This window comes from Mesorhizobium xinjiangense (assembly GCF_009749525.1).
GTDB lineage: Bacteria > Pseudomonadota > Alphaproteobacteria > Rhizobiales > Rhizobiaceae > Mangrovimarina > Mangrovimarina xinjiangensis.
The window spans coordinates 111,743-129,764 of record NZ_WOAC01000007.1 but is presented as its reverse complement, the minus strand read 5'-3'; the positions used below and the strand labels follow the sequence as shown (position 1 = coordinate 129,764).

Here is an 18,022-nt window from a genome sequence, read left to right as displayed (position 1 = left end):
TTGGACCCCAATTCGAGATCGATGGTCGGGCAAGGCCAAGCGGGTTCGGAGGCTCGTCGCTGCAAGGAAGGTAGATGAATGTCATTGCGCATATGGCCACTTACCGCCGCACTCGTCCTGGCCCCGGCCGTACTGAGCGCCTCGCAGGCCCAGGACAATGCCGAAAAGGCGCAGGCGGTGAGCGATCAGAACGGCATGTATTTCGACGCCGAAGGCAACCCGACCTTCAAGATCCTCGATGGCGGCGTCGTGGACTGGTATACGTTCAGCGGCTACCGGCGCTACCATGCCGATTGCCATGTTTGTCATGGGCCGGACGGGATGGGATCGACCTATGCGCCGCCGCTCATCGACTCCATGAAAAGCATCGACTATGCCAATTTTCTCGCCATCGTGGCCGAGGGGATCCAGGACGTCGGCGCCGGCAAGGAAAGCGTCATGCCGGGGTTCGGCGACAACAAGAACGTCTATTGCTATCTGGACGATCTCTACATCTATCTCCGGGCGCGTTCGGTGGGTGGCATTCCGCGTGGCAGGCCCCCAAAGAAGGCCGACAAGCCCGAGGCTGCGAAGGACCATGAAGACGCTTGCATGAGCGGGTGACCGATGAACTGGCTCGGGTCGTCTTTCTACCAATATGGTGTTGCCCTGGCACTTGCACTGACGCTCGCGCCGGCAGTGGCGTCTGCCCAGGGCGCCGGACTTGGTGCGGCGGGCGAGCTTGTCGACCCCGAGATTCTCCGTGTTTGCGCCGATCCCTCGAACATGCCGTTTAGCGATATGGATGGTCAGGGCTTCGAGAACAGGCTTGCCGAACTCATGGCCGAGAAACTGGGACGCAAGCAGGTAAGATACTTCTGGTTTCCGACGGTGATGGGCTTCGTCCGCAACACCCTTGGCGCCAACCGCTGCGACGTCATCATGGGATACGCGCAAGGTGACGAACTCGTACAGAACACCAATGCCTATTACCGCTCGGCCTATGTTCTGGTGTACAAGCGCGATAGCGGCCTGGACGGCGTGACGACGATTTCGGACCCCAGATTGGCCGGAAAGCGCGTTGGGGTCGTGCAGGGGACCCCGCCCGCATCTCATCTCGCCGCAGCCAAACTGATGTCAAAGGCGAAGGTCTACCCCCTCATGGTCGACACGCGGGCCGTGCCGTCGGTTGCCAAGAGCATGATCGACGATCTGGTGGACGAGAAGATCGACGCTGCTGCGATCTGGGGGGCCATGGCGGGCTATTATGTTCACGAGGCCGGCACGGATCTTTCGATGATCCCGCTCGTCCGGGAAAAGGCGGGGGCCCGGCTGGCCTATCGCATCACGATGGGCGTGCGTCCATCGGACCAGGAATGGAAGCGGACGCTCAACGGTTTCATTCGGGACAATCAGGAGGAGATCAACGAACTGCTTCAAAGCTATCATGTTCCGCTCTTCGATGAGCAGGATCAGCCGATCCGCTAGCGCGCCGGAGGCTGCGTTCCCGCCGGCCTGGCATATAAAAGCGGGGATGCGTTTGGAACTTTCGGGAGGAGACGAGCAATGAAGACCCGTGCCGCCGTTGCCGTTGGAGCCGGCAAGCCCCTGGAGATCATGGAGGTCGACCTGGAGGGCCCGCGCGAGGGCGAGGTCTTGATCGAGGTCAAGGCGACCGGCATCTGCCACACCGACGAGTTCACGCTGTCGGGCGCCGATCCGGAAGGCACCTTTCCCGCCATTCTCGGCCATGAGGGCGCCGGCGTCGTCGTCGATGTCGGCCCGGGGGTCACCAGCCTCAAGAAGGGCGACCATGTCATCCCGCTCTACACGCCCGAATGCCGGCAGTGCCCCTCCTGCCTGTCGCGCAAGACCAATCTGTGCACCGCCATCCGCGCAACCCAGGGCCAGGGCCTGATGCCCGACGGCACCTCGCGCTTCTCGGTGAACGGCGAGAAGCTCTTCCACTACATGGGCTGCTCGACCTTCTCCAACTTCACCGTTCTGCCGGAGATCGCGGTGGCCAAGGTCCATCCCGAGGCGCCCTTCGACAAGATCTGCTATATCGGCTGCGGCGTGACGACCGGCATCGGCGCCGTCATCAACACGGCCAGGGTCGAGGAAGGGGCGACGGCCGCCGTCTTCGGCCTGGGTGGCATTGGCTTGAACGTCATCCAGGGCTTGCGCCTGGCCGGCGCCGACATGATCATCGGCGTCGACCTGAACAACGACAAGAAGGAATGGGGCGAGCGCTTCGGCATGACCCATTTCGTCAACCCGAACGAGGTCGACGACGTGGTGGCCGAGATCGTCAGCATGACCAGGCGCGGGGCCGACCAGATCGGCGGCGCCGACTACACCTTCGACTGCACGGGCAATGTCAAGGTGATGCGCCAGGCGCTCGAATGCGCCCATCGCGGTTGGGGCGAATCGATCGTCATCGGGGTTGCCGGCGCGGGCCAGGAGATTTCCACGCGGCCCTTCCAGCTTGTCACGGGCCGCGTGTGGAAGGGCACCGCCTTCGGCGGCGCGCGCGGACGCACCGACGTGCCGAAGATCGTCGACTGGTACATGGACGGCAAGATCGAGATCGACCCGATGATCACGCATACGCTCTCGCTCGACGAGATCAACAAGGGCTTCGACCTCATGCATGAGGGCAAGTCGATCAGAAGCGTGGTGGTCTATTGACCGGACCGTCACGTCCGCAGATCTACGTCGACGCCGATGCCTGCCCGGTGAAGGAAGAGGTCGTCAGGGTCGCCGACCGGCATGAACTGACGGTGACCCTGGTATCGAACGGAGGCCTGCGTCCGTCGCGCGATCCCGCCGTTCGCCATGTCGTGGTGGCCAAGGGTGCCGACGCGGCGGACGACTGGATCGTCGAGCATCTGCAGCCGGGCGACATCGTGGTGACGGCGGACATTCCGCTGGCCGCCCGGGCCGTCGAACGCGGCGCCAACGCGCTTGGCCCGACCGGCAGGCCGTTCACCACCGAAACGGTGGGCATGGCGCTCGCCATGCGCGACTTGAACCAGCATTTGCGTGAGACCGGCGAGATCAAGGGGCACAATGCGGGCTTTTCGGCCCGCGACCGCTCGGCCTTCCTGCAGTCCCTCGACTCGACCGTGCGGCGCGCCCTGCGACCGCGATGACGCTTTCGGCGAGGCCGTTGCGCGGCCAACTTCACAGACATTGCTGATCGCAGTGACATAGTGTCGGGCGTCGGGCGGCGTGTCCGACGCCTGATCACGGGAGGATTGTCATGGCCGCGCATTTTACCGGCAACGTCTCCGTCACCTGGCTCAGCGAGGCCGGCGACGACCGCAGCGTCAAGCTCAATCAGGATTTCACCTTTGTCGACGGTGCCGCTCTGGCATGGACGGCGAAGAAGAATGCCGTGGTCGACGGCGCGTCGATTCCCCAGATATTCTGGACCACCTTCGGCCCGCCTTTCGTCGGCGACTACCGGCGCGCATCGGTCGTGCATGACTATTTCTGCACGGTGCGGACGCGATCGGCCGAGGCGACCCACCGCATGTTCTACGAAGCATGCCGTGCCGGCGGCGTCGGTGAAACGCGGGCGCAACTCATGTACGCAATGGTCAGGACCTTCGGTCCCAATTGGAGGACGGCGAGCGGGGCGATCGCCGTCAATGGCGTCGTCGTTCTGGAAGAAGGCGCGCAAGTGAGCGTCATGCACAGCATGAGCGACATCGACTTCCATAACCTCCTGAAATGGATCGAGACGGAAGCCCCCGGAATCGAGGCGATCGACGCCGAAATCGATCGCCGCGCCCAGGAAATTCCCGTTCTGCCGCCACCACAGGAACGCCCGCCAAACGCCCAGTTCTGAACGCCCCGCAAGGCCCGCCGAGCCGCTCGATCGGACGATCCCGCCCACCCGGGGTTTGGAATTCGTGTCAGGCATGTTAGGAAAGACCTCCTCGTCGCGACAATTCATGTCGCCGTCCCGGCCACATCGCAACATGCAGCGCGGATATCCGTTCCGAGCGAGACTGATGAGCCTGAAAACTGTATCGATAGCCAAATCCCACGACGGCCAGCAGGGTGTCTACACACACGCTTCCGAAACCTGCGGCTGCGATATGACCTTTGCGCTCTTCCTGCCGCCGCAGGCCGCGCACGGCCCCTGCCCGGTTCTCTGGTATCTGTCGGGCCTGACCTGCACGCACCAGAATGTCATGGAAAAGGGCGAGTACCGGCGCGTGGCAGCCGAACTCGGCCTGATCGTCGTATGCCCGGATACGAGCCCGCGCGGGGATCACGTGCCGGACGACGAGGGCAACTGGCAATTCGGCTCCGGCGCCGGCTTTTATGTCGACGCCACCCAGGCGCCCTATTCGGCCAATTACCGCATGCACAGCTATGTGGCGGAAGAGCTTCCGGCGCTGGTGGCGGAAAATTTTCCCGCCGACATGAACCGTCAGGCCGTCTTCGGTCATTCCATGGGAGGGCACGGCGCACTGACGCTGGCTCTGCACTACCCGGAGCGTTTTCGAAGCTGTTCGGCCTTCGCCCCGATCGTCAACCCGTCGACAGCGGATTGGTCGCGGCCCGCCTTCGAACGCTACCTTGGACCCAATGAGGCCGATTGGCGCGCCTATGACGCCTGCGCGCTGGTCGAAGACGGCCGCAGCTTTTCGGAGTTTCTGATCGACCAGGGGGCCGCGGACGGGTTCCTGGACGAGGGATTGCGGCCATGGCTGTTCGAGGAAGCCTGCCGCAAGGCTAATATTGCGCTGACCCTGCGGATGCAGGCCGGTTACGACCATTCCTATTTCTTCATCTCGTCCTTCATGGACGATCACCTGCGCTGGCACGCGGCCCGATTAGAGGCGAATTTGTGAAAGCGCGACATGCTTTGGCGCGAGCCGAAGCGACATTCCACGCGGTCGTCCCTATCATGACACCCAGGCGACCGCGCTGAAGGAGGCAATGACCGTATGGCCGTAGTGACTTCTATTCATCGCCGACTCCCCGACAATGATACGTTTGGCGGCCGCCTGTCGCGCACACGCGATGCACAGGGCCTGACCACAACGCAGTTGGCACGCCGCGTCGGGGTGCCGAAAAAAACCATCGAACAATGGGAAAGCGACCGTTCAGAGCCGGGTGTCGAGCGGCTGTCGCTGGTTGCCGGCGTTCTCAACGTCAACATGCTGTGGCTGCTTCATGGGGTCGGCGACGCGCCGGAAGACGATATCGGACCTGACCCGCTGGCGGCGGTGACGATGCAGTTGGAGCGGCTGAAACATATGCACGAGGACACCGGACGCATCATCCAGCGCATCCAGCGCGAGCTTGTCCGGCTTGAAGCCGAACGCTGACCGGTCTCCGCGCGTCTCGCGCAACGCCACCCGTGACAAATGCTTCGTCCTGCGCTAGGTACAGAATCGTCTCGGGTCCAAAATGGCCCGTCTGATCGCGGGAGAGAGCCTTAACCGGCCGCCGAAGGGGAAATCGCCCGAAATCTCTCAGGCAAAGAGAACCGTGGTCAGAATGAGACACTCTGGAAAGTCGGGGCTCCGCCCCGCGCCGAAGGTGTAAGCGTCTCCGACAGAGTTCCGGCGGCGCAAGTCTCTCAGGCTTCCGACAGAGGGGCACGCAAGGGTCGTCATGCGGCGGCCGTATACGTGCACCTTTGGGAGAAGCGATGACCAGCACCGATAATCTTCACAAACTGCCGCTTGAGGACCTGCACCGCGAGGCGGGCGCGAAGTTCGGCGCTTTTGCCGGCTGGTCGATGCCCATCACCTATCCGCTGGGGGTGATGAAGGAACATCTCCATGTGCGCGAAAAGGCGGGACTGTTCGACATATCGCATATGCGGCTTTTCCGCGTTTCCGGCACTGATGGCGCGCGGCTGATCGCCGCCGCGTGCCCGCTCGACCCGGCTGCATTGGACCAATCCCAGTCGCGCTACTCCTTCCTGCTCAACGACGATGCCGGGATCATCGACGATCTGATCGTCACCCGTCTTGGCGGCGACGCATTCATGGTCGTCGCCAATGCCGGCAACGCGGCCGCCGACGAAGCACAGTTGCGCCGCCTTGCCGAAGGGCTCGACGTGGCGGTCGAACCGCTGGACCGGGTCTTTATCGCAATCCAGGGTCCCGAAGCGGAGGCGGCATTGAACCGCGCCGGGATCGATACGACAGGGCTCGTCTTCATGCATGGCGTCGAGCCGCGCGCGGGCTGGTTCCTCAGCCGCTCAGGTTATACGGGCGAGGACGGCTTCGAGATCGCCCTGCCGGCAGATGAGGCGCGCGCGCTGGCGCAAGATCTCCTTGGCCAGGACAGCGTCGAGTGGATCGGTCTTGCCGCCCGCGACAGCCTGCGCCTCGAGGCCGGCCTGTGCCTGCATGGCCAGGACATCACGGCCGACACGACGCCGCTCGATGCCGGCCTGATGTGGGCGATCCCCAAACCCTTGCGCGAGACCGGCGGTTTCGTCGGTGCCGATGCGCTGCGCCGCGCCATCGCCAACGGTCCGGCCCGCAAGCGTGTCGGCCTGAAACCCGAGGGACGTCAGCCGGTGCGCGCCGGCGCCCCGCTTCTCGACGAAAACGGTGAGACGGTCGGCAGCGTGACCTCCGGCGGGTTCGGCCCTTCGGCCGGACACCCGGTCGCGATGGGCTATGTGCCGGCCGACCGAGCCTCGCCCGGCACGCAGTTCTTTACGGAAATCCGGGGCAATCGGCTGGCGATCGCCGTTCACCCCCTCCCCTTCACACCGCATCGCTATCACAAGGGATGAATACGATGGCCGAGACCTATTACACAGAAGATCACGAATGGATCCGCGTCGACAAAGGCGAGGCCACCGTAGGCATCACCGACTACGCCCAGGAACAGCTTGGCGATCTCGTATTTGTCGAGCTGCCGGAGACCGGCAAGACCCTGACGAAGGGCGACGTCGCCGTGGTGGTCGAATCCGTCAAGGCCGCGTCCGACGTCTACGCACCGGCCGACGGCGAGGTGAGCGCCGTCAACGAGGCGCTGCCCGGCGACCCGTCGCTCGTCAACAGCGCGGCCACCGGTGACGGCTGGCTGTGGCGCATGAAGCTCGCCGATGCCGGCCAGCTCGACGGTCTGATGGACGAGGCTGCCTACAAGAAAATGATCGAATAAGGACAAGCACGATGACTGCAGGCAACAGGACGGCCGATTTCGCGGCCCGGCATATCGGCCCGCGCACACGCGACGAGCGCGCGATGCTCAAGGCGCTCGGCCTGACGTCGCGCGAGACGCTGATTTCACAGGCGATTCCCAAGTCGATCCGGCTCGATGGCGAACTCGACCTGCCCGCAGCAGCGAGCGAGTCGGCGGCGCTAGAAGAGCTGAGTGCCATGATGAGCCACAACGTCGTGGCGAAGAGCTTCGCCGGCCAGGGCTATCACGGCTGCGTCGTGCCACCGGTCATCCAGCGCAATCTTTTCGAAAATCCCGCCTGGTACACGGCCTATACGCCGTATCAGTCGGAAATCAGCCAGGGCCGGCTGGAAATGCTCTTCCATTTCCAGACCCTGGTGACTGAACTGACCGGCCTGCCCGTTGCCTCCGCCTCGCTGCTTGACGAAGCGACCGCGGTTGCCGAAGCAGTCGGCATCGCACTCCGGCATCACCGCGACAAGCGCCACAAGGTCGCCATTGCGGGGGCCCTGCATCCGCAGGTGCTGGATGTCGTCGAGACGCGTGCCGCACCGCTGGACATCACGATCGACGGCGAGGAGATCGACGCCGAGACGGCGGCCCTCATCGTGCCGTGGCCCGACACCTGCGGCGTCTACGGCGATCATGGGGCAATCATCGAAAAGGCCAGGTCCGCCGGCGCGCTGGTCATCGTCGTTGCCGACCCGCTGGCGCTGACGATCCTGGATGCCCCGGCGCAGCACGGCGCCGACATGGTGGCGGGCTCCATGCAACGCTTCGGCGTGCCCATGGGATTTGGCGGTCCGCATGCGGCCTATCTCGCCGTCTCTGACAAGCTCACGCGGCTGATGCCCGGCCGCATCATCGGCCAGTCGACCGACACGCATGGCCGCCCGGGCTACCGCCTGGCGCTGCAGACGCGCGAACAGCACATCCGCCGCGACAAGGCGACGTCCAACATCTGCACGGCACAGGCCTTGCTTGCCAACATGGCGGCCGCCTATGCCATCTGGCACGGACCGGAAGGGTTGCAGGCAATGGCGCGCGGCGTTCACGAACTCGCCACGCGCTTCGCCAGGAGCGTAAGCGATGCCGGCTACGATATTGCTGGCAAACAGTTTTTCGACACCGTCACGGTTTCCTGCCCCGGCAAGGCGCAGGCGCTCGCGGATCGGGCTGAAAAGGACGGCCGGCTCGTGCGCCGGATCGGCGACGACCGGATCGCCGTCAGCTTCGACGAAACCTCGAATGAGGCCGATCTCGCCGCTCTCGCCGACTTCTTCGGCGGCAAGGTTCCTCAACAGGCCAAAGCCGCTCTTCCGGCGGGCGGACGCGGCGACGGTTTCATGACCCAGCCGGTCTTCCACGAAAACCGCTCCGAGACCGAGATGATGCGCTTCCTGCGCCGGCTGTCCGACAAGGATCTCGCCCTAGACCGGGCGATGATCCCGCTCGGCTCGTGCACCATGAAGCTCAATGCGGCAGCCGAAATGATGCCGGTCTCCTGGCCGAGCGTCGCCGGGCTGCATCCCTTCGCGCCGGCGCCTCACAGCCAGGGTTACCGGCAGATGATCGAGGACCTGGAACGCTGGCTCGGCGAAATCACCGGCTTTGATGCCGTCTCCCTGCAGCCCAATGCCGGCAGTCAGGGCGAATATGCCGGCCTTCTTGCGATCAGCCGCTATCACAAGGAGCGCGGCGAGCCGCATCGCGACATCTGCATCATCCCCTCTTCGGCCCACGGCACCAATCCGGCAAGTGCGGCGATGGCCGGCATGCGCATCGTCGTCGTCAAATGCACCGAGGAAGGCAATGTCGATCTCGACGACCTGAAGGCCAAGGCGGAACAATATGGCGACCAGCTCGCCGCGCTGATGATCACCTATCCCTCGACCCATGGCGTGTTCGAGGAGGGCATCCGCGACATCTGCGCCCTCATCCACGACAAGGGCGGACAGGTCTATTTCGACGGCGCCAACCTCAACGCCATGGTGGGCCTGGCGCGGCCGGGCGATTTCGGTGCCGATGTCTGCCACATGAACCTGCACAAGACCTTCTGCATCCCGCATGGCGGCGGCGGACCCGGCATCGGGCCGATCGGCGTCAAGGCGCATCTGGAGCCCTTCCTGCCGGGCCATGTGACGCAAGGCACCAGCCACGCCGTCGCCGCCGCACCCTATGGCAGCGCATCGATCCTGCCGATCACCTGGATGTATATCCGCATGATGGGGGCGGTGGGGCTGCGCCACGCCACGGAGACGGCAATCCTTAATGCCAACTACATCGCGCGCCGGCTGAAGGATCACTATCCGCTGCTTTATTCGGGCCGCAATCATCGCGTCGCGCATGAATGCATCCTCGACACGCGCGTCCTGAAGGAAACGGCCGGGGTCACGGTCGAGGATATCGCCAAGCGGCTGATCGACTACGGCTTCCACGCCCCCACCATGTCGTGGCCGGTGGCCGGCACCTTGATGGTGGAGCCGACGGAATCGGAGCCCCTGTCGGAGCTCGATCGTTTTTGCGATGCCATGATCGCGATCGCCAAGGAGGCCAAGAAGATCGAAAAGGGCGAATGGCCGGCCGACGACAATCCGCTGGTCAACGCACCGCACACGGCAGCCGACGCACTGGGCGACACGTGGCATCATCCCTATTCGCGGCGCGAAGCGGCGTTCCCCATGGGCGAAAGTCCGGATTTCGCCAAGTACTGGCCGCCGGTCTCGCGCGTCGACAATGTGGGCGGCGACCGCAACCTGGTGTGCTCCTGCCCGCCGGTCGAAGCGCTGGCGAGTTGAGCTCACTCGACCGTCAAGGGACAGCCCGTTTTTCAGGGCCTTGACAGTCCCAGGAACCGGGCAAGGGCGGCGTCCACCGCCTCGAGGGTCGCCGCATCGATCCGGCCGATGCGGCGACCGATTTTCGACCGGGGCACCGCGGCCGGTTTGTCGATCATGACCTGCGAGCGTTGCCTGAGGCCGTTCGCCGCTGTCGGCTCGACAGTGATGCGAAACAATGGCCAGTCATGCACATCGCTCGTCAGACGCAGGATGGCGGTGGATTCCAAGGCACTGAACGCATCGTCCTGGACGACAAGGGCCGGACGCGGCTTGCCGCAATCGCCCGCAAGGGCAATCGTGAGAAGGTCGCCGCGCCTTATTTCCATTCGTCGTCGAATGCATCCAGATCGGCTTCGAGTTCACGCATGACCGCATGTTCGTCGCTCTTCTGGTCACCCGCGGCAGCGGCCGCTTCCATCGACTGCCTGCGCGCTTCGGCTTCAAAGGCGCGTCGCCGCTCCCTGGCCAGCCTTTCTTCTGCCAACTCGCGCATCAATTCGCCAAGCGACTTGTGATCTGTTTCGGCGAGCCGGACGAGTTCTTCTTTTGCCTTCGGATCGATCCTGAAGGTCACTGACTCGCCCTTGTGCTCACGTCTCAAATAGGACATGGCCGGCTCCGCTTTGTCTGCATCTTGCATATACCACATGTAAGACATCTTGTCCTGAACACAACCAAAGCCTGGCACAGGCCACATGACCTTGCGCCGGGATACTCGCCGGTTGAAGCGGGTCGCGGGATGCTTTATCGAGGCGAACACAAAGAGAACCGATACCCTTCCCGCCGCTTTCCATGGCAGTATCGGTGGTGATTCGACTGGAACGCTGCATTCATGGACGACAACACGGATCTGTTTGCCTCCCTGGGCGACGCCCAACCGGACTCCGCCGCCAAACCGGCCGCGGCCCCGAAGAAGGCCCGGCGCGACCCGCTGCTCGCCGAACGTGACAAGCAGGCGGCGGTCCGCAAGGAAAGCATCGACGGCTACAGCGCCGCCGATATCGAGGTGCTCGAGGGGCTTGAACCGGTACGCCGGCGCCCGGGCATGTATATCGGCGGAACGGATTCGAAGGCGCTGCATCACCTTTTCGCCGAGGTGATCGACAATTCCATGGACGAGGCTGTCGCCGGTCACGCGACCTTCATCGAGGTCGAGTTCGATGCTGACGGCTTCCTGACCGTGACCGACAATGGCCGCGGCATTCCGATCGACCCGCATCCGAAATTCAAGGACAAGTCGGCGCTCGAAGTCATCATGACGACGCTCCATGCCGGCGGAAAGTTCGACAGCAAGGTCTATGAGACCTCGGGCGGGCTGCACGGCGTCGGCGTCTCCGTGGTCAACGCGCTGTCGGACGTTCTTGAGGTCGAGGTCGCGCGCGGCCGCCAGCTCTACCGGCAGCGCTTCGCCCGCGGCGTTGCGCAGGGATCGCTGGAAAAGCTCGGCGAGGTGCACAACCGGCGCGGCACGCGGATCCGGTTTCACCCCGACGCCCAGATCTTCGGCAAGGGCGCGCAATTCGAGCCGGCGCGGCTTTACCGCATGGCGCGCTCGAAGGCCTATCTGTTCGGCGGCGTTGAAATCCGCTGGACCTGCGCGCCCGAACTGCTGGGTGAAAAGGACGACACGCCGGCCAGCGCCGTCTTCCACTTTCCCGGCGGGCTGAAGGATTATCTCGCCGCCTCCCTCGGCTCGGAATTCCAGGTCACACGCGAGATTTTCGCCGGCAAGAGCGAGAAACAGGGAGGCCACGGTTCGGTCGAATGGGCCGTCACCTGGTATGGCGGCGACGGCTTTCTCAATTCCTACTGCAACACGATCCCGACAGGCGAAGGTGGAACGCACGAAGCCGGACTGCGCAACGCCCTGACGCGCGGCCTGCGCGCCTATGCCGAGCTCGTCGGCAACAAGCGCGCCTCCATCGTCACCAACGAGGACGTGATGATCTCGGCCGCCGGCATGCTCTCGGTCTTCATCCGTGAGCCGGAATTCGTCGGCCAGACCAAGGACAGGCTGGCCACGGCGGAAGCCCAGCGCATCGTCGAAAACGCCCTGCGCGACGCCTTCGACCATTGGCTGGCCGACAATCCGCAGGAAGCCTCCAAGCTCCTCGACTGGGTGATCGCGCGCGCCGACGAACGCGTGCGCCGGCGCCAGGAACGCGAAGTCAGCCGCAAGAGTGCGGTGCGCAAACTGCGCCTGCCGGGCAAGCTGGCCGACTGCACCCAGAACGCCGCCGCCGGTGCCGAGCTCTTCATCGTCGAGGGCGACTCGGCCGGCGGCTCGGCCAAACAGGCGCGCGACCGTGCCCTGCAGGCGATACTGCCCCTGCGCGGCAAGATCCTCAACGTGGCCAGTGCCGGGCACGAAAAACTCAGTGCCAACCAGCAGATCGCCGATATCATCCAGGCGCTGGGATGCGGCACGCGCACGAAATACCGCGAAGAGGATCTGCGCTACGAACGCATCATCATCATGACGGATGCCGACGTCGACGGCGCCCATATCGCGTCGCTGCTCATCACCTTCTTCTACCGCGAGATGCCCGAGCTCATCCGCAACGGCCACCTCTTTATGGCCGTGCCGCCGCTCTATCGCATCAGCCAGGGCGGCAAGACCATGTATGCGCGCGACGACGCACATAAGGACGAACTGCTGCGCCAGGAATTCACCGGACGCGGCAAGGTCGAGATCGGGCGCTTCAAGGGCCTGGGCGAGATGATGGCCTCGCAGCTTAAGGAAACGACGATGAACCCGGCAAAGCGGATGCTTCTACGCGTCGACGTTATCGAGGACGCCGATGCGACGCGGCGCTCGGTGGATGCCCTGATGGGCACCAAGGCCGAGAGCCGTTTCCGTTTCATCCAGGAGAACGCCGAGTTCGCCGACGAACTGGATATCTGAGGGACGGCCTCCCGTCAGGCCGCCGCCATCGCCAGTGCATGGCCGCGCGCATTGTCGCGCAGCGCTTCCAGATGAATCGACCTGAACAGGCTGGCCAGTTCGCCAGCGGCCTTGTCCGAGCGATCCGTTCCCGCCTCGGCCGACTTCATCATCAGCCAGCTGACCTCCTGGGCGCCGGCGACCCGCTTGCCGTTGGCGACCTCCCGCCACAATCCGAGTGCCGCAGCCACGGCCACATGGCTGGCTTCCGGCATGCCCGCCGCGCGCAGCGTTGCCGCCACGGCGACATCGCGTCCCGACGCCAGGATGCCGCGAATGCGTGAGGCGGGCCGTCCCGTCAGCGCCACAAGCACCGCGCCGAAGAAATCGATCTTGCCGTAGGCGACGAGCCGCGCGACGAAAGCGGTCGTGAGATCGCCACGGATACGCAGATGCTCGACCAGTGCGGCATGTTCCTCAGGGTCCGTGGCATCGATCAGGGTCAGCGACGCCTTGCTGCAGGCCTCGTGGAAAAGTCTGTCAGCACGCTGTTTGCTCATCAGCGCGGAGACCAATGGCGAGGCGCGCAGGGCCTCTCCAAGCATGACGAGAAGCAGGTGGCGGGTGTCGGCCGGCACCCGCTCATCCCTCAGCAACATGTCGCGCAGCTCTCCTGCGTGACCATGGCGCTCGGCCATGCGGCGGAAGCTGACCGAGGCAATCGCAGCGCCCGAATTGGCGACCAGTTCCATGCAGGCTGCCGCGTCGCAGAGCTCGGCAATCGCCGCCGAAAGCTCCATCGAAACCCGTGCCCGCGAGGCGATGAGCCGCTGGTTTGCCGGCACCGTCTCGCCCAGCCGCTCGATCAGGTCGGCATCGCTCAGCATGGGTGAAAGCGCCAGGATCGGCGCGGCCACCTCCGGTTGGTCCATGGCCAGCCCGTGAATGACCTGAAGTGGCGCCCTGTCGGTAAGCGAAAGCGGCTCGGCAATGGCCAGCCTCACCTTCGGCGACGGATCATCGAGAAGCAGCGTCAAAAGCCCTTCCGCTGCGCATCGCTCCTCGAAACCCAGTTGCGACGTCACATAGGCCCGCGCCAGCGCATCCGCCGCAGCCGCGCGTTCGGCGACACGCGCCGTGTCGATCCATTTCAGCATATGTTGGACAATCATTTCCCGCCTACCCCGAATGCCCTCGATGAGAAGCTAAGGCCAATTGGTTTACGAAGGGTTCACCACATTTCTTAACCACCGTGCCCTTCTTGCCGGGGCCGCCCGGCGCCGCTATCAAGCGGCAGGGCACAGCGCTGGAGGATGTTGATGGCAGGTCTTTATCTGGAGGAATTCGAGGTCGGGCAGGTCATCCGCCATCAGTTGACGAAAACCGTGACGGAAAGCGACAACATGATGTTCTCGGTCATGACGCTCAATCCGCAGCCGCTGCACATCGATTTCGATTTCGCGGCCAGATCCGAATGGGGCAAGCCGCTGGTCAACTCGCTGTTCACGCTCGGGCTGATGATCGGCATCTCGGTTCACGACACGACGCTGGGCACCACGATCGGCAATCTCGGCATGAGCGAGACCGTCTTTCCGCACCCCGTCTTCCATGGAGATACGATCCGGGTCGAAACGGAAATCCGCACGGTGCGCGGGTCGAAATCCAAGCCCGATCGCGGGATCGTCGAATTCGAGCACCGGGCCTTCAACCAGAACAACGTCCTCGTTGCCCGCTGCGTGCGCCAGGCCATGATGATGAAGAAGAAGGCGGTGTAGCGATGCGCTCGTTGTTGTTCGTTCCCGGCGATTCCGAGCGCAAGCTGGAAAAGGCGCTCGCCGCCGGCGCCGACGTTCTGATCGTCGACCTGGAAGACTCGGTGTCGGCGGCCAACAAGAAGGCGGCGCGGGCGATCGCCCACAGCTTCATTGCCGCGGCGGGCAAGCAGACCGCGTCCCGGCTCTATGTGCGCGTCAACGATCTTTCAAGCGGCTCGACCGCCGATGACCTGGCCGCCGTCATGCCGGCGCGCCCGCACGGCATCATGCTGCCCAAATGCGCCGGTGCACCCGACCTCGACCGTCTTTCGGCCATGCTGAGGGTCGAGGAAGCCAATGCCGGCGCCGACGACGGCTCGACGCGCGTCCTGCCCATCATTACCGAAACCGCCGCCGGCGTACTGGCCGCACCGTCCTACCGCCCCGGCCAGCCGCGTCTCGACGGCGTGACATGGGGTGCGGAGGACCTTTCGGCCGATATCGGCGCACGCACGAACAGGGACGAAATCGGCGTCTATACGGACGTCTTTCGTCTGGCCCGCGCATTGACCGTCCTGGCGGCGTCTGCGGCCGAGACATCCGCCATCGACACGGTGTTTGTCGATTTCAGGGATCCCGACGGCCTGCGGCGCGAATGTATCGCAGCCGAGCGCGACGGATTTACCGGCAAGCTGGCCATCCATCCCGGGCAGGTCGCGATCATCAACGAAGTCTTCACCCCATCGCCCGACGCCCTTGCCGAGGCGCGCATGGTCGTCGACGCCTTCGCTGCGGCCGGCAATCCCGGCGTGGTCGGCATAGACGGCAAGATGTACGACATGCCGCATCTCAAGCGCGCCGAACGTCTTCTGGCGCGCGCCAGTGCGGCCGGCGTCGCGTGATCGCGCAGATTTAATCCTTCGTCCAGCGCGGCCGGCGCATGGCGAAGGTCTCCGTCACCGCGGAGTAATCCATATAGCCCAGGCGGGCCACGTTGCCGGCCTTGACGATGTCGAACAGGCCGTCGGTCATGACCGCCTCGTCGATATGAACGCCGACGACTTCGCCGATCACCACGAACACGCCGGCCGAGTTGCCGTCCAGTCCTTGTGGCTCGAGAACATCCGTCACGCGGCATTCCAGCGCCGCGTGGGCTTCCTTCACCCGCGGCGCGGCGACGAGGCGCGACGGTTCGGGCGTCAGCCCCGCATAGCCGAATTCGCTCGTTCCGCGCGGCGCATCGACCGAGGAGGCATTCATCTGTTCGACGAGATCGCGGCTGACCAGATTGGCGACGAACTCGCCGCTTTCGCGCGCGAATGTAGCGCTGTCCTTGGCCCCTTCCGAGGAGAACCAGACGAGATGCGGGTTGCTCGAAATGGCGTTGAAGAAGGAATAGGGCGACAGGTTGAGCTCGCCGGCGGCGTTGCGGGTCGAGATCCAGCCGATCGGCCGCGGCGCGACGATCGCCTTGAAAGGGTCATGTGGCAGGCCGTGACCCTTGGCGGGTTCGTAAAACATTCTTTTTACTCGCTTTGTTGAGGACCGGTATATTCGGCGAGAAGCGTTGCCGGATCAGGCCGTGGGCGCTCGAAGACCTCGCCGGAATGGGTGCCGATATGAACGAATCCGATCACGCGTTCATCAGGCGCCAGACCGAGCATTTGACGCGCCTCGGCATCGTAGGAATACCAGTTGGTGATCCAGTTGGCGGCATACCCCAGGGCATGCGCCGCGTGAACCAGGTTCATCGCCGCCGCCCCACCCGACAGGAACATCTCCCATTGGGGGATTTTCGGGTTTTCGCGCGGCGTCGATATGACGCCGATGACAATGGGGGCACGCGAAAAACGCGTCAGTTCCTGTTGCCGCCGTGCCTCCGGCAACGGCCCCTCGCGCTGCTCCGCGAGTTCTGCAAGCCTTTCGCCAATGCGCTTGCGCGCCTCGCCGCGGTAGAGCACGAACCGCCAGGGCGCCAGCCGGCCGTGATCGGGCACGCGCGAGGCGATGCGAATCATCGTGGCGATGTCATCGTCGCTCGGCGCAGGCTCGCTGAGTTCGGCGATCGGCGGTGACTTACGCGCCAGCAGGAACTCGACAGAAGATGGATTCAATTCGGAAATCCTTCCAAGGGGTTGGCATGCGGCACAGGAATGTGTGCAATTTTGCTGGCAGAAGCGATTCCTGCCGCCATGGCCTTGAAATTGCCACCGGCTCGGGTTTGATGGCAAGCCATGTTGAGGGGTCTTGCCACACAGTTCACACAGCTTGCATTCGGTTGCGCCGTTGCACTGGCCCCGGCCGCGGCCTGGGCACAGGAGTTCTCGGACCCGGGCCTGTCGCTCGACGTCCCGGACATTTCGAGCTTCGCCCCGCCGATGCAGAACAACGATATGCCGCTTTCGGCCGGCATCGGCCGCATCACCCTTTCGGCGCAGCTGACCGATGACGGCGCCGAGGTGTCGAAGGGTCTCGTCTGGCGCATCTTCAAGCCGGAGGCCGGCCCGGACGGCAAACTGCCCCTGGTGGCTTCGGCCAAAGGCGGCACGACGTCATTCAATCTCGATCCCGGCTCCTACCTCGTCCACGCCTCCTTCGGGCGTGCAGGGGCGACCAAGCGGATCGTGGTCGACCGCAACGGCCACCGCGAAAGCTTCGTCCTCGACGCCGGCGGCCTGAAACTCGACGCAGTTCTGTCGGGCGATGTGGATATTCCTCCGGGAAAACTGCGCTTCTCGATCTACGAGGTCGAAAAGGACGCGAATGGCGAGCGCGCCCTCATCATTCCCGACGTACGCTCGGACACCATCGTGCGCTTGAGCGCTGGAACCTATCATGTCGTCTCGACCTACGGGAAGATCAACGCCGTGATCCGCTCCGATCTGCGCGTCGAACCCGGCAAGCTCACCGAAGCGACGGTCGAGCACCGCGCCGCCCAGATAACGCTCAAGCTCGTGCGCGAAGCCGGCGGCGAAGCCATCGCCGACACGTCCTGGTCGGTGCTGACGAGTTCGGGCGACCTGGTGACGGAAAGCGTCGGCGCCTTCGCCGCCATGGTGTTGTCCGAGGGAGAATATACGGTCGTGGCGAAGAACCGCGATCGGCTCTATCAGCGCGATTTCGAAGTGGTGCCGGGGCGCAATCAGGACGTGGAGGTCATCACCGCCGCCCCGCAGAACGCAGAAGCACGCGAAAGCGTCTCTCTGGATTAGAGATTGGCGTTCGCGTCTGAACGCAGACCCCGACAGACCCTCGACGATGGCATCCTTCGCCCACCCGGGCTACGCAGAACCCGTTCTCGGCGATGCGATGGGCCCCGCTCCGATCGATGAGAGGAGCGCCTTGCTCATCAGGCGCGCCGGCGGCGACGATGCAAGATTGACGGCACC

At 64.2% G+C, this 18,022-nt stretch carries 19 protein-coding genes and 1 riboswitch; of the genes, 14 read left to right on the top strand and 5 right to left on the bottom strand.

What is annotated here, in order from left to right:
• Window positions 1-78: 78 nt before the first annotated feature.
• From GM909_RS09905 to gcvP, 10 genes are all read left to right on the top strand, one after another.
• The gene (locus GM909_RS09905) at window positions 79-603 is read left to right on the top strand and encodes a c-type cytochrome, methanol metabolism-related (RefSeq protein WP_157016220.1); all 525 of its coding nucleotides are present in this window, start codon (window positions 79-81) and stop codon (window positions 601-603) included.
• Between the two features lie 3 nt (window positions 604-606).
• Window positions 607-1,467, top strand: a complete 861-nt coding sequence (locus GM909_RS09900; protein WP_157016219.1) for a substrate-binding domain-containing protein — start codon at window positions 607-609, stop codon at window positions 1,465-1,467.
• 78 nt (window positions 1,468-1,545) lie between these two features.
• Window positions 1,546-2,670, top strand: coding sequence for an S-(hydroxymethyl)glutathione dehydrogenase/class III alcohol dehydrogenase (locus tag GM909_RS09895; RefSeq protein WP_157016218.1), 1,125 nt, complete (start codon window positions 1,546-1,548; stop codon window positions 2,668-2,670).
• A complete protein-coding gene (locus tag GM909_RS09890; protein WP_157016217.1) occupies window positions 2,667-3,134 on the top strand; it encodes a YaiI/YqxD family protein in 468 nt (155 codons plus the stop codon). Before GM909_RS09895 ends, GM909_RS09890 begins: the two co-directional genes overlap by 4 nt.
• 110 nt (window positions 3,135-3,244) lie before the next feature.
• A complete protein-coding gene (locus GM909_RS09885) occupies window positions 3,245-3,835 on the top strand; it encodes a DUF1353 domain-containing protein (protein WP_157016216.1) in 591 nt (196 codons plus the stop codon).
• Window positions 3,836-4,007: 172 nt separating this feature from the next.
• Window positions 4,008-4,850, top strand: a complete 843-nt coding sequence (fghA, locus tag GM909_RS09880; protein ID WP_407941275.1) for an S-formylglutathione hydrolase — start codon at window positions 4,008-4,010, stop codon at window positions 4,848-4,850.
• A 96-nt stretch (window positions 4,851-4,946) separates the two neighbouring features.
• The gene (locus GM909_RS09875; RefSeq protein ID WP_157016214.1) at window positions 4,947-5,330 is read left to right on the top strand and encodes a helix-turn-helix domain-containing protein; all 384 of its coding nucleotides are present in this window, start codon (window positions 4,947-4,949) and stop codon (window positions 5,328-5,330) included.
• Between the two features lie 88 nt (window positions 5,331-5,418).
• Window positions 5,419-5,504: riboswitch (glycine riboswitch) on the top strand.
• Between the two features lie 152 nt (window positions 5,505-5,656).
• Window positions 5,657-6,760 (top strand): glycine cleavage system aminomethyltransferase GcvT, encoded by a 1,104-nt coding sequence (gene gcvT, locus GM909_RS09870; RefSeq protein ID WP_157016213.1) that lies wholly within the window; start codon window positions 5,657-5,659, stop codon window positions 6,758-6,760.
• A gap of 5 nt (window positions 6,761-6,765) precedes the next feature.
• Window positions 6,766-7,134 (top strand): glycine cleavage system protein GcvH, encoded by a 369-nt coding sequence (gene gcvH, locus GM909_RS09865; protein ID WP_157016212.1) that lies wholly within the window; start codon window positions 6,766-6,768, stop codon window positions 7,132-7,134.
• An 11-nt stretch (window positions 7,135-7,145) separates the two neighbouring features.
• Window positions 7,146-9,953, top strand: a complete 2,808-nt coding sequence (gene gcvP / locus GM909_RS09860; protein WP_157016211.1) for an aminomethyl-transferring glycine dehydrogenase — start codon at window positions 7,146-7,148, stop codon at window positions 9,951-9,953.
• Between the two features lie 32 nt (window positions 9,954-9,985).
• On the opposite strand, the gene GM909_RS09855 is transcribed toward gcvP, so the two are convergent.
• Both GM909_RS09855 and GM909_RS25735 read right to left on the bottom strand, forming a co-directional pair.
• A complete protein-coding gene (locus GM909_RS09855; RefSeq protein ID WP_157016210.1) occupies window positions 9,986-10,321 on the bottom strand; it encodes a type II toxin-antitoxin system PemK/MazF family toxin in 336 nt (111 codons plus the stop codon).
• On the bottom strand, window positions 10,312-10,872 hold the full coding sequence (locus GM909_RS25735; RefSeq protein ID WP_198174192.1) for a ribbon-helix-helix protein, CopG family: 561 nt from the start codon (window positions 10,870-10,872) through the stop codon (window positions 10,312-10,314). The genes GM909_RS09855 and GM909_RS25735 overlap by 10 nt, the downstream gene beginning before the upstream one ends.
• Here GM909_RS25735 and parE point away from each other — a divergent pair.
• Entirely contained in the window at window positions 10,828-12,900 is a 2,073-nt protein-coding gene (gene parE / locus GM909_RS09845) for a DNA topoisomerase IV subunit B (RefSeq protein ID WP_157016209.1), read from the top strand. The two genes, GM909_RS25735 and parE, sit on opposite strands and share 45 nt — an antisense overlap.
• Window positions 12,901-12,914: 14 nt before the next feature.
• Here parE and GM909_RS09840 read toward each other — a convergent pair whose 3' ends face one another.
• A complete protein-coding gene (locus tag GM909_RS09840; protein ID WP_157016208.1) occupies window positions 12,915-14,051 on the bottom strand; it encodes a DUF2336 domain-containing protein in 1,137 nt (378 codons plus the stop codon).
• A gap of 147 nt (window positions 14,052-14,198) precedes the next feature.
• On the opposite strand from GM909_RS09840, the gene GM909_RS09835 reads away from it, so the two are divergent.
• Together GM909_RS09835 and GM909_RS09830 are read left to right on the top strand one after the other, a co-directional pair.
• Window positions 14,199-14,654: a MaoC family dehydratase gene (locus GM909_RS09835; protein WP_157016207.1), complete on the top strand. Its 456-nt coding sequence runs from the start codon at window positions 14,199-14,201 to the stop codon at window positions 14,652-14,654.
• A 2-nt stretch (window positions 14,655-14,656) separates the two neighbouring features.
• Entirely contained in the window at window positions 14,657-15,535 is an 879-nt protein-coding gene (locus GM909_RS09830; RefSeq protein ID WP_157016206.1) for an HpcH/HpaI aldolase/citrate lyase family protein, read from the top strand.
• A 10-nt stretch (window positions 15,536-15,545) separates the two neighbouring features.
• Here GM909_RS09830 and GM909_RS09825 read toward each other — a convergent pair whose 3' ends face one another.
• Entirely contained in the window at window positions 15,546-16,154 is a 609-nt protein-coding gene (locus tag GM909_RS09825) for a flavin reductase family protein (RefSeq protein ID WP_157016205.1), read from the bottom strand.
• Window positions 16,155-16,159: 5 nt separating this feature from the next.
• Entirely contained in the window at window positions 16,160-16,747 is a 588-nt protein-coding gene (locus GM909_RS09820) for a nitroreductase family protein (protein WP_235911791.1), read from the bottom strand.
• Between the two features lie 120 nt (window positions 16,748-16,867).
• Between GM909_RS09820 and GM909_RS09815 the strand changes: the two genes are divergently transcribed.
• The gene (locus GM909_RS09815; protein WP_198174191.1) at window positions 16,868-17,845 is read left to right on the top strand and encodes a hypothetical protein; all 978 of its coding nucleotides are present in this window, start codon (window positions 16,868-16,870) and stop codon (window positions 17,843-17,845) included.
• Window positions 17,846-18,022 lie beyond the last annotated feature (177 nt).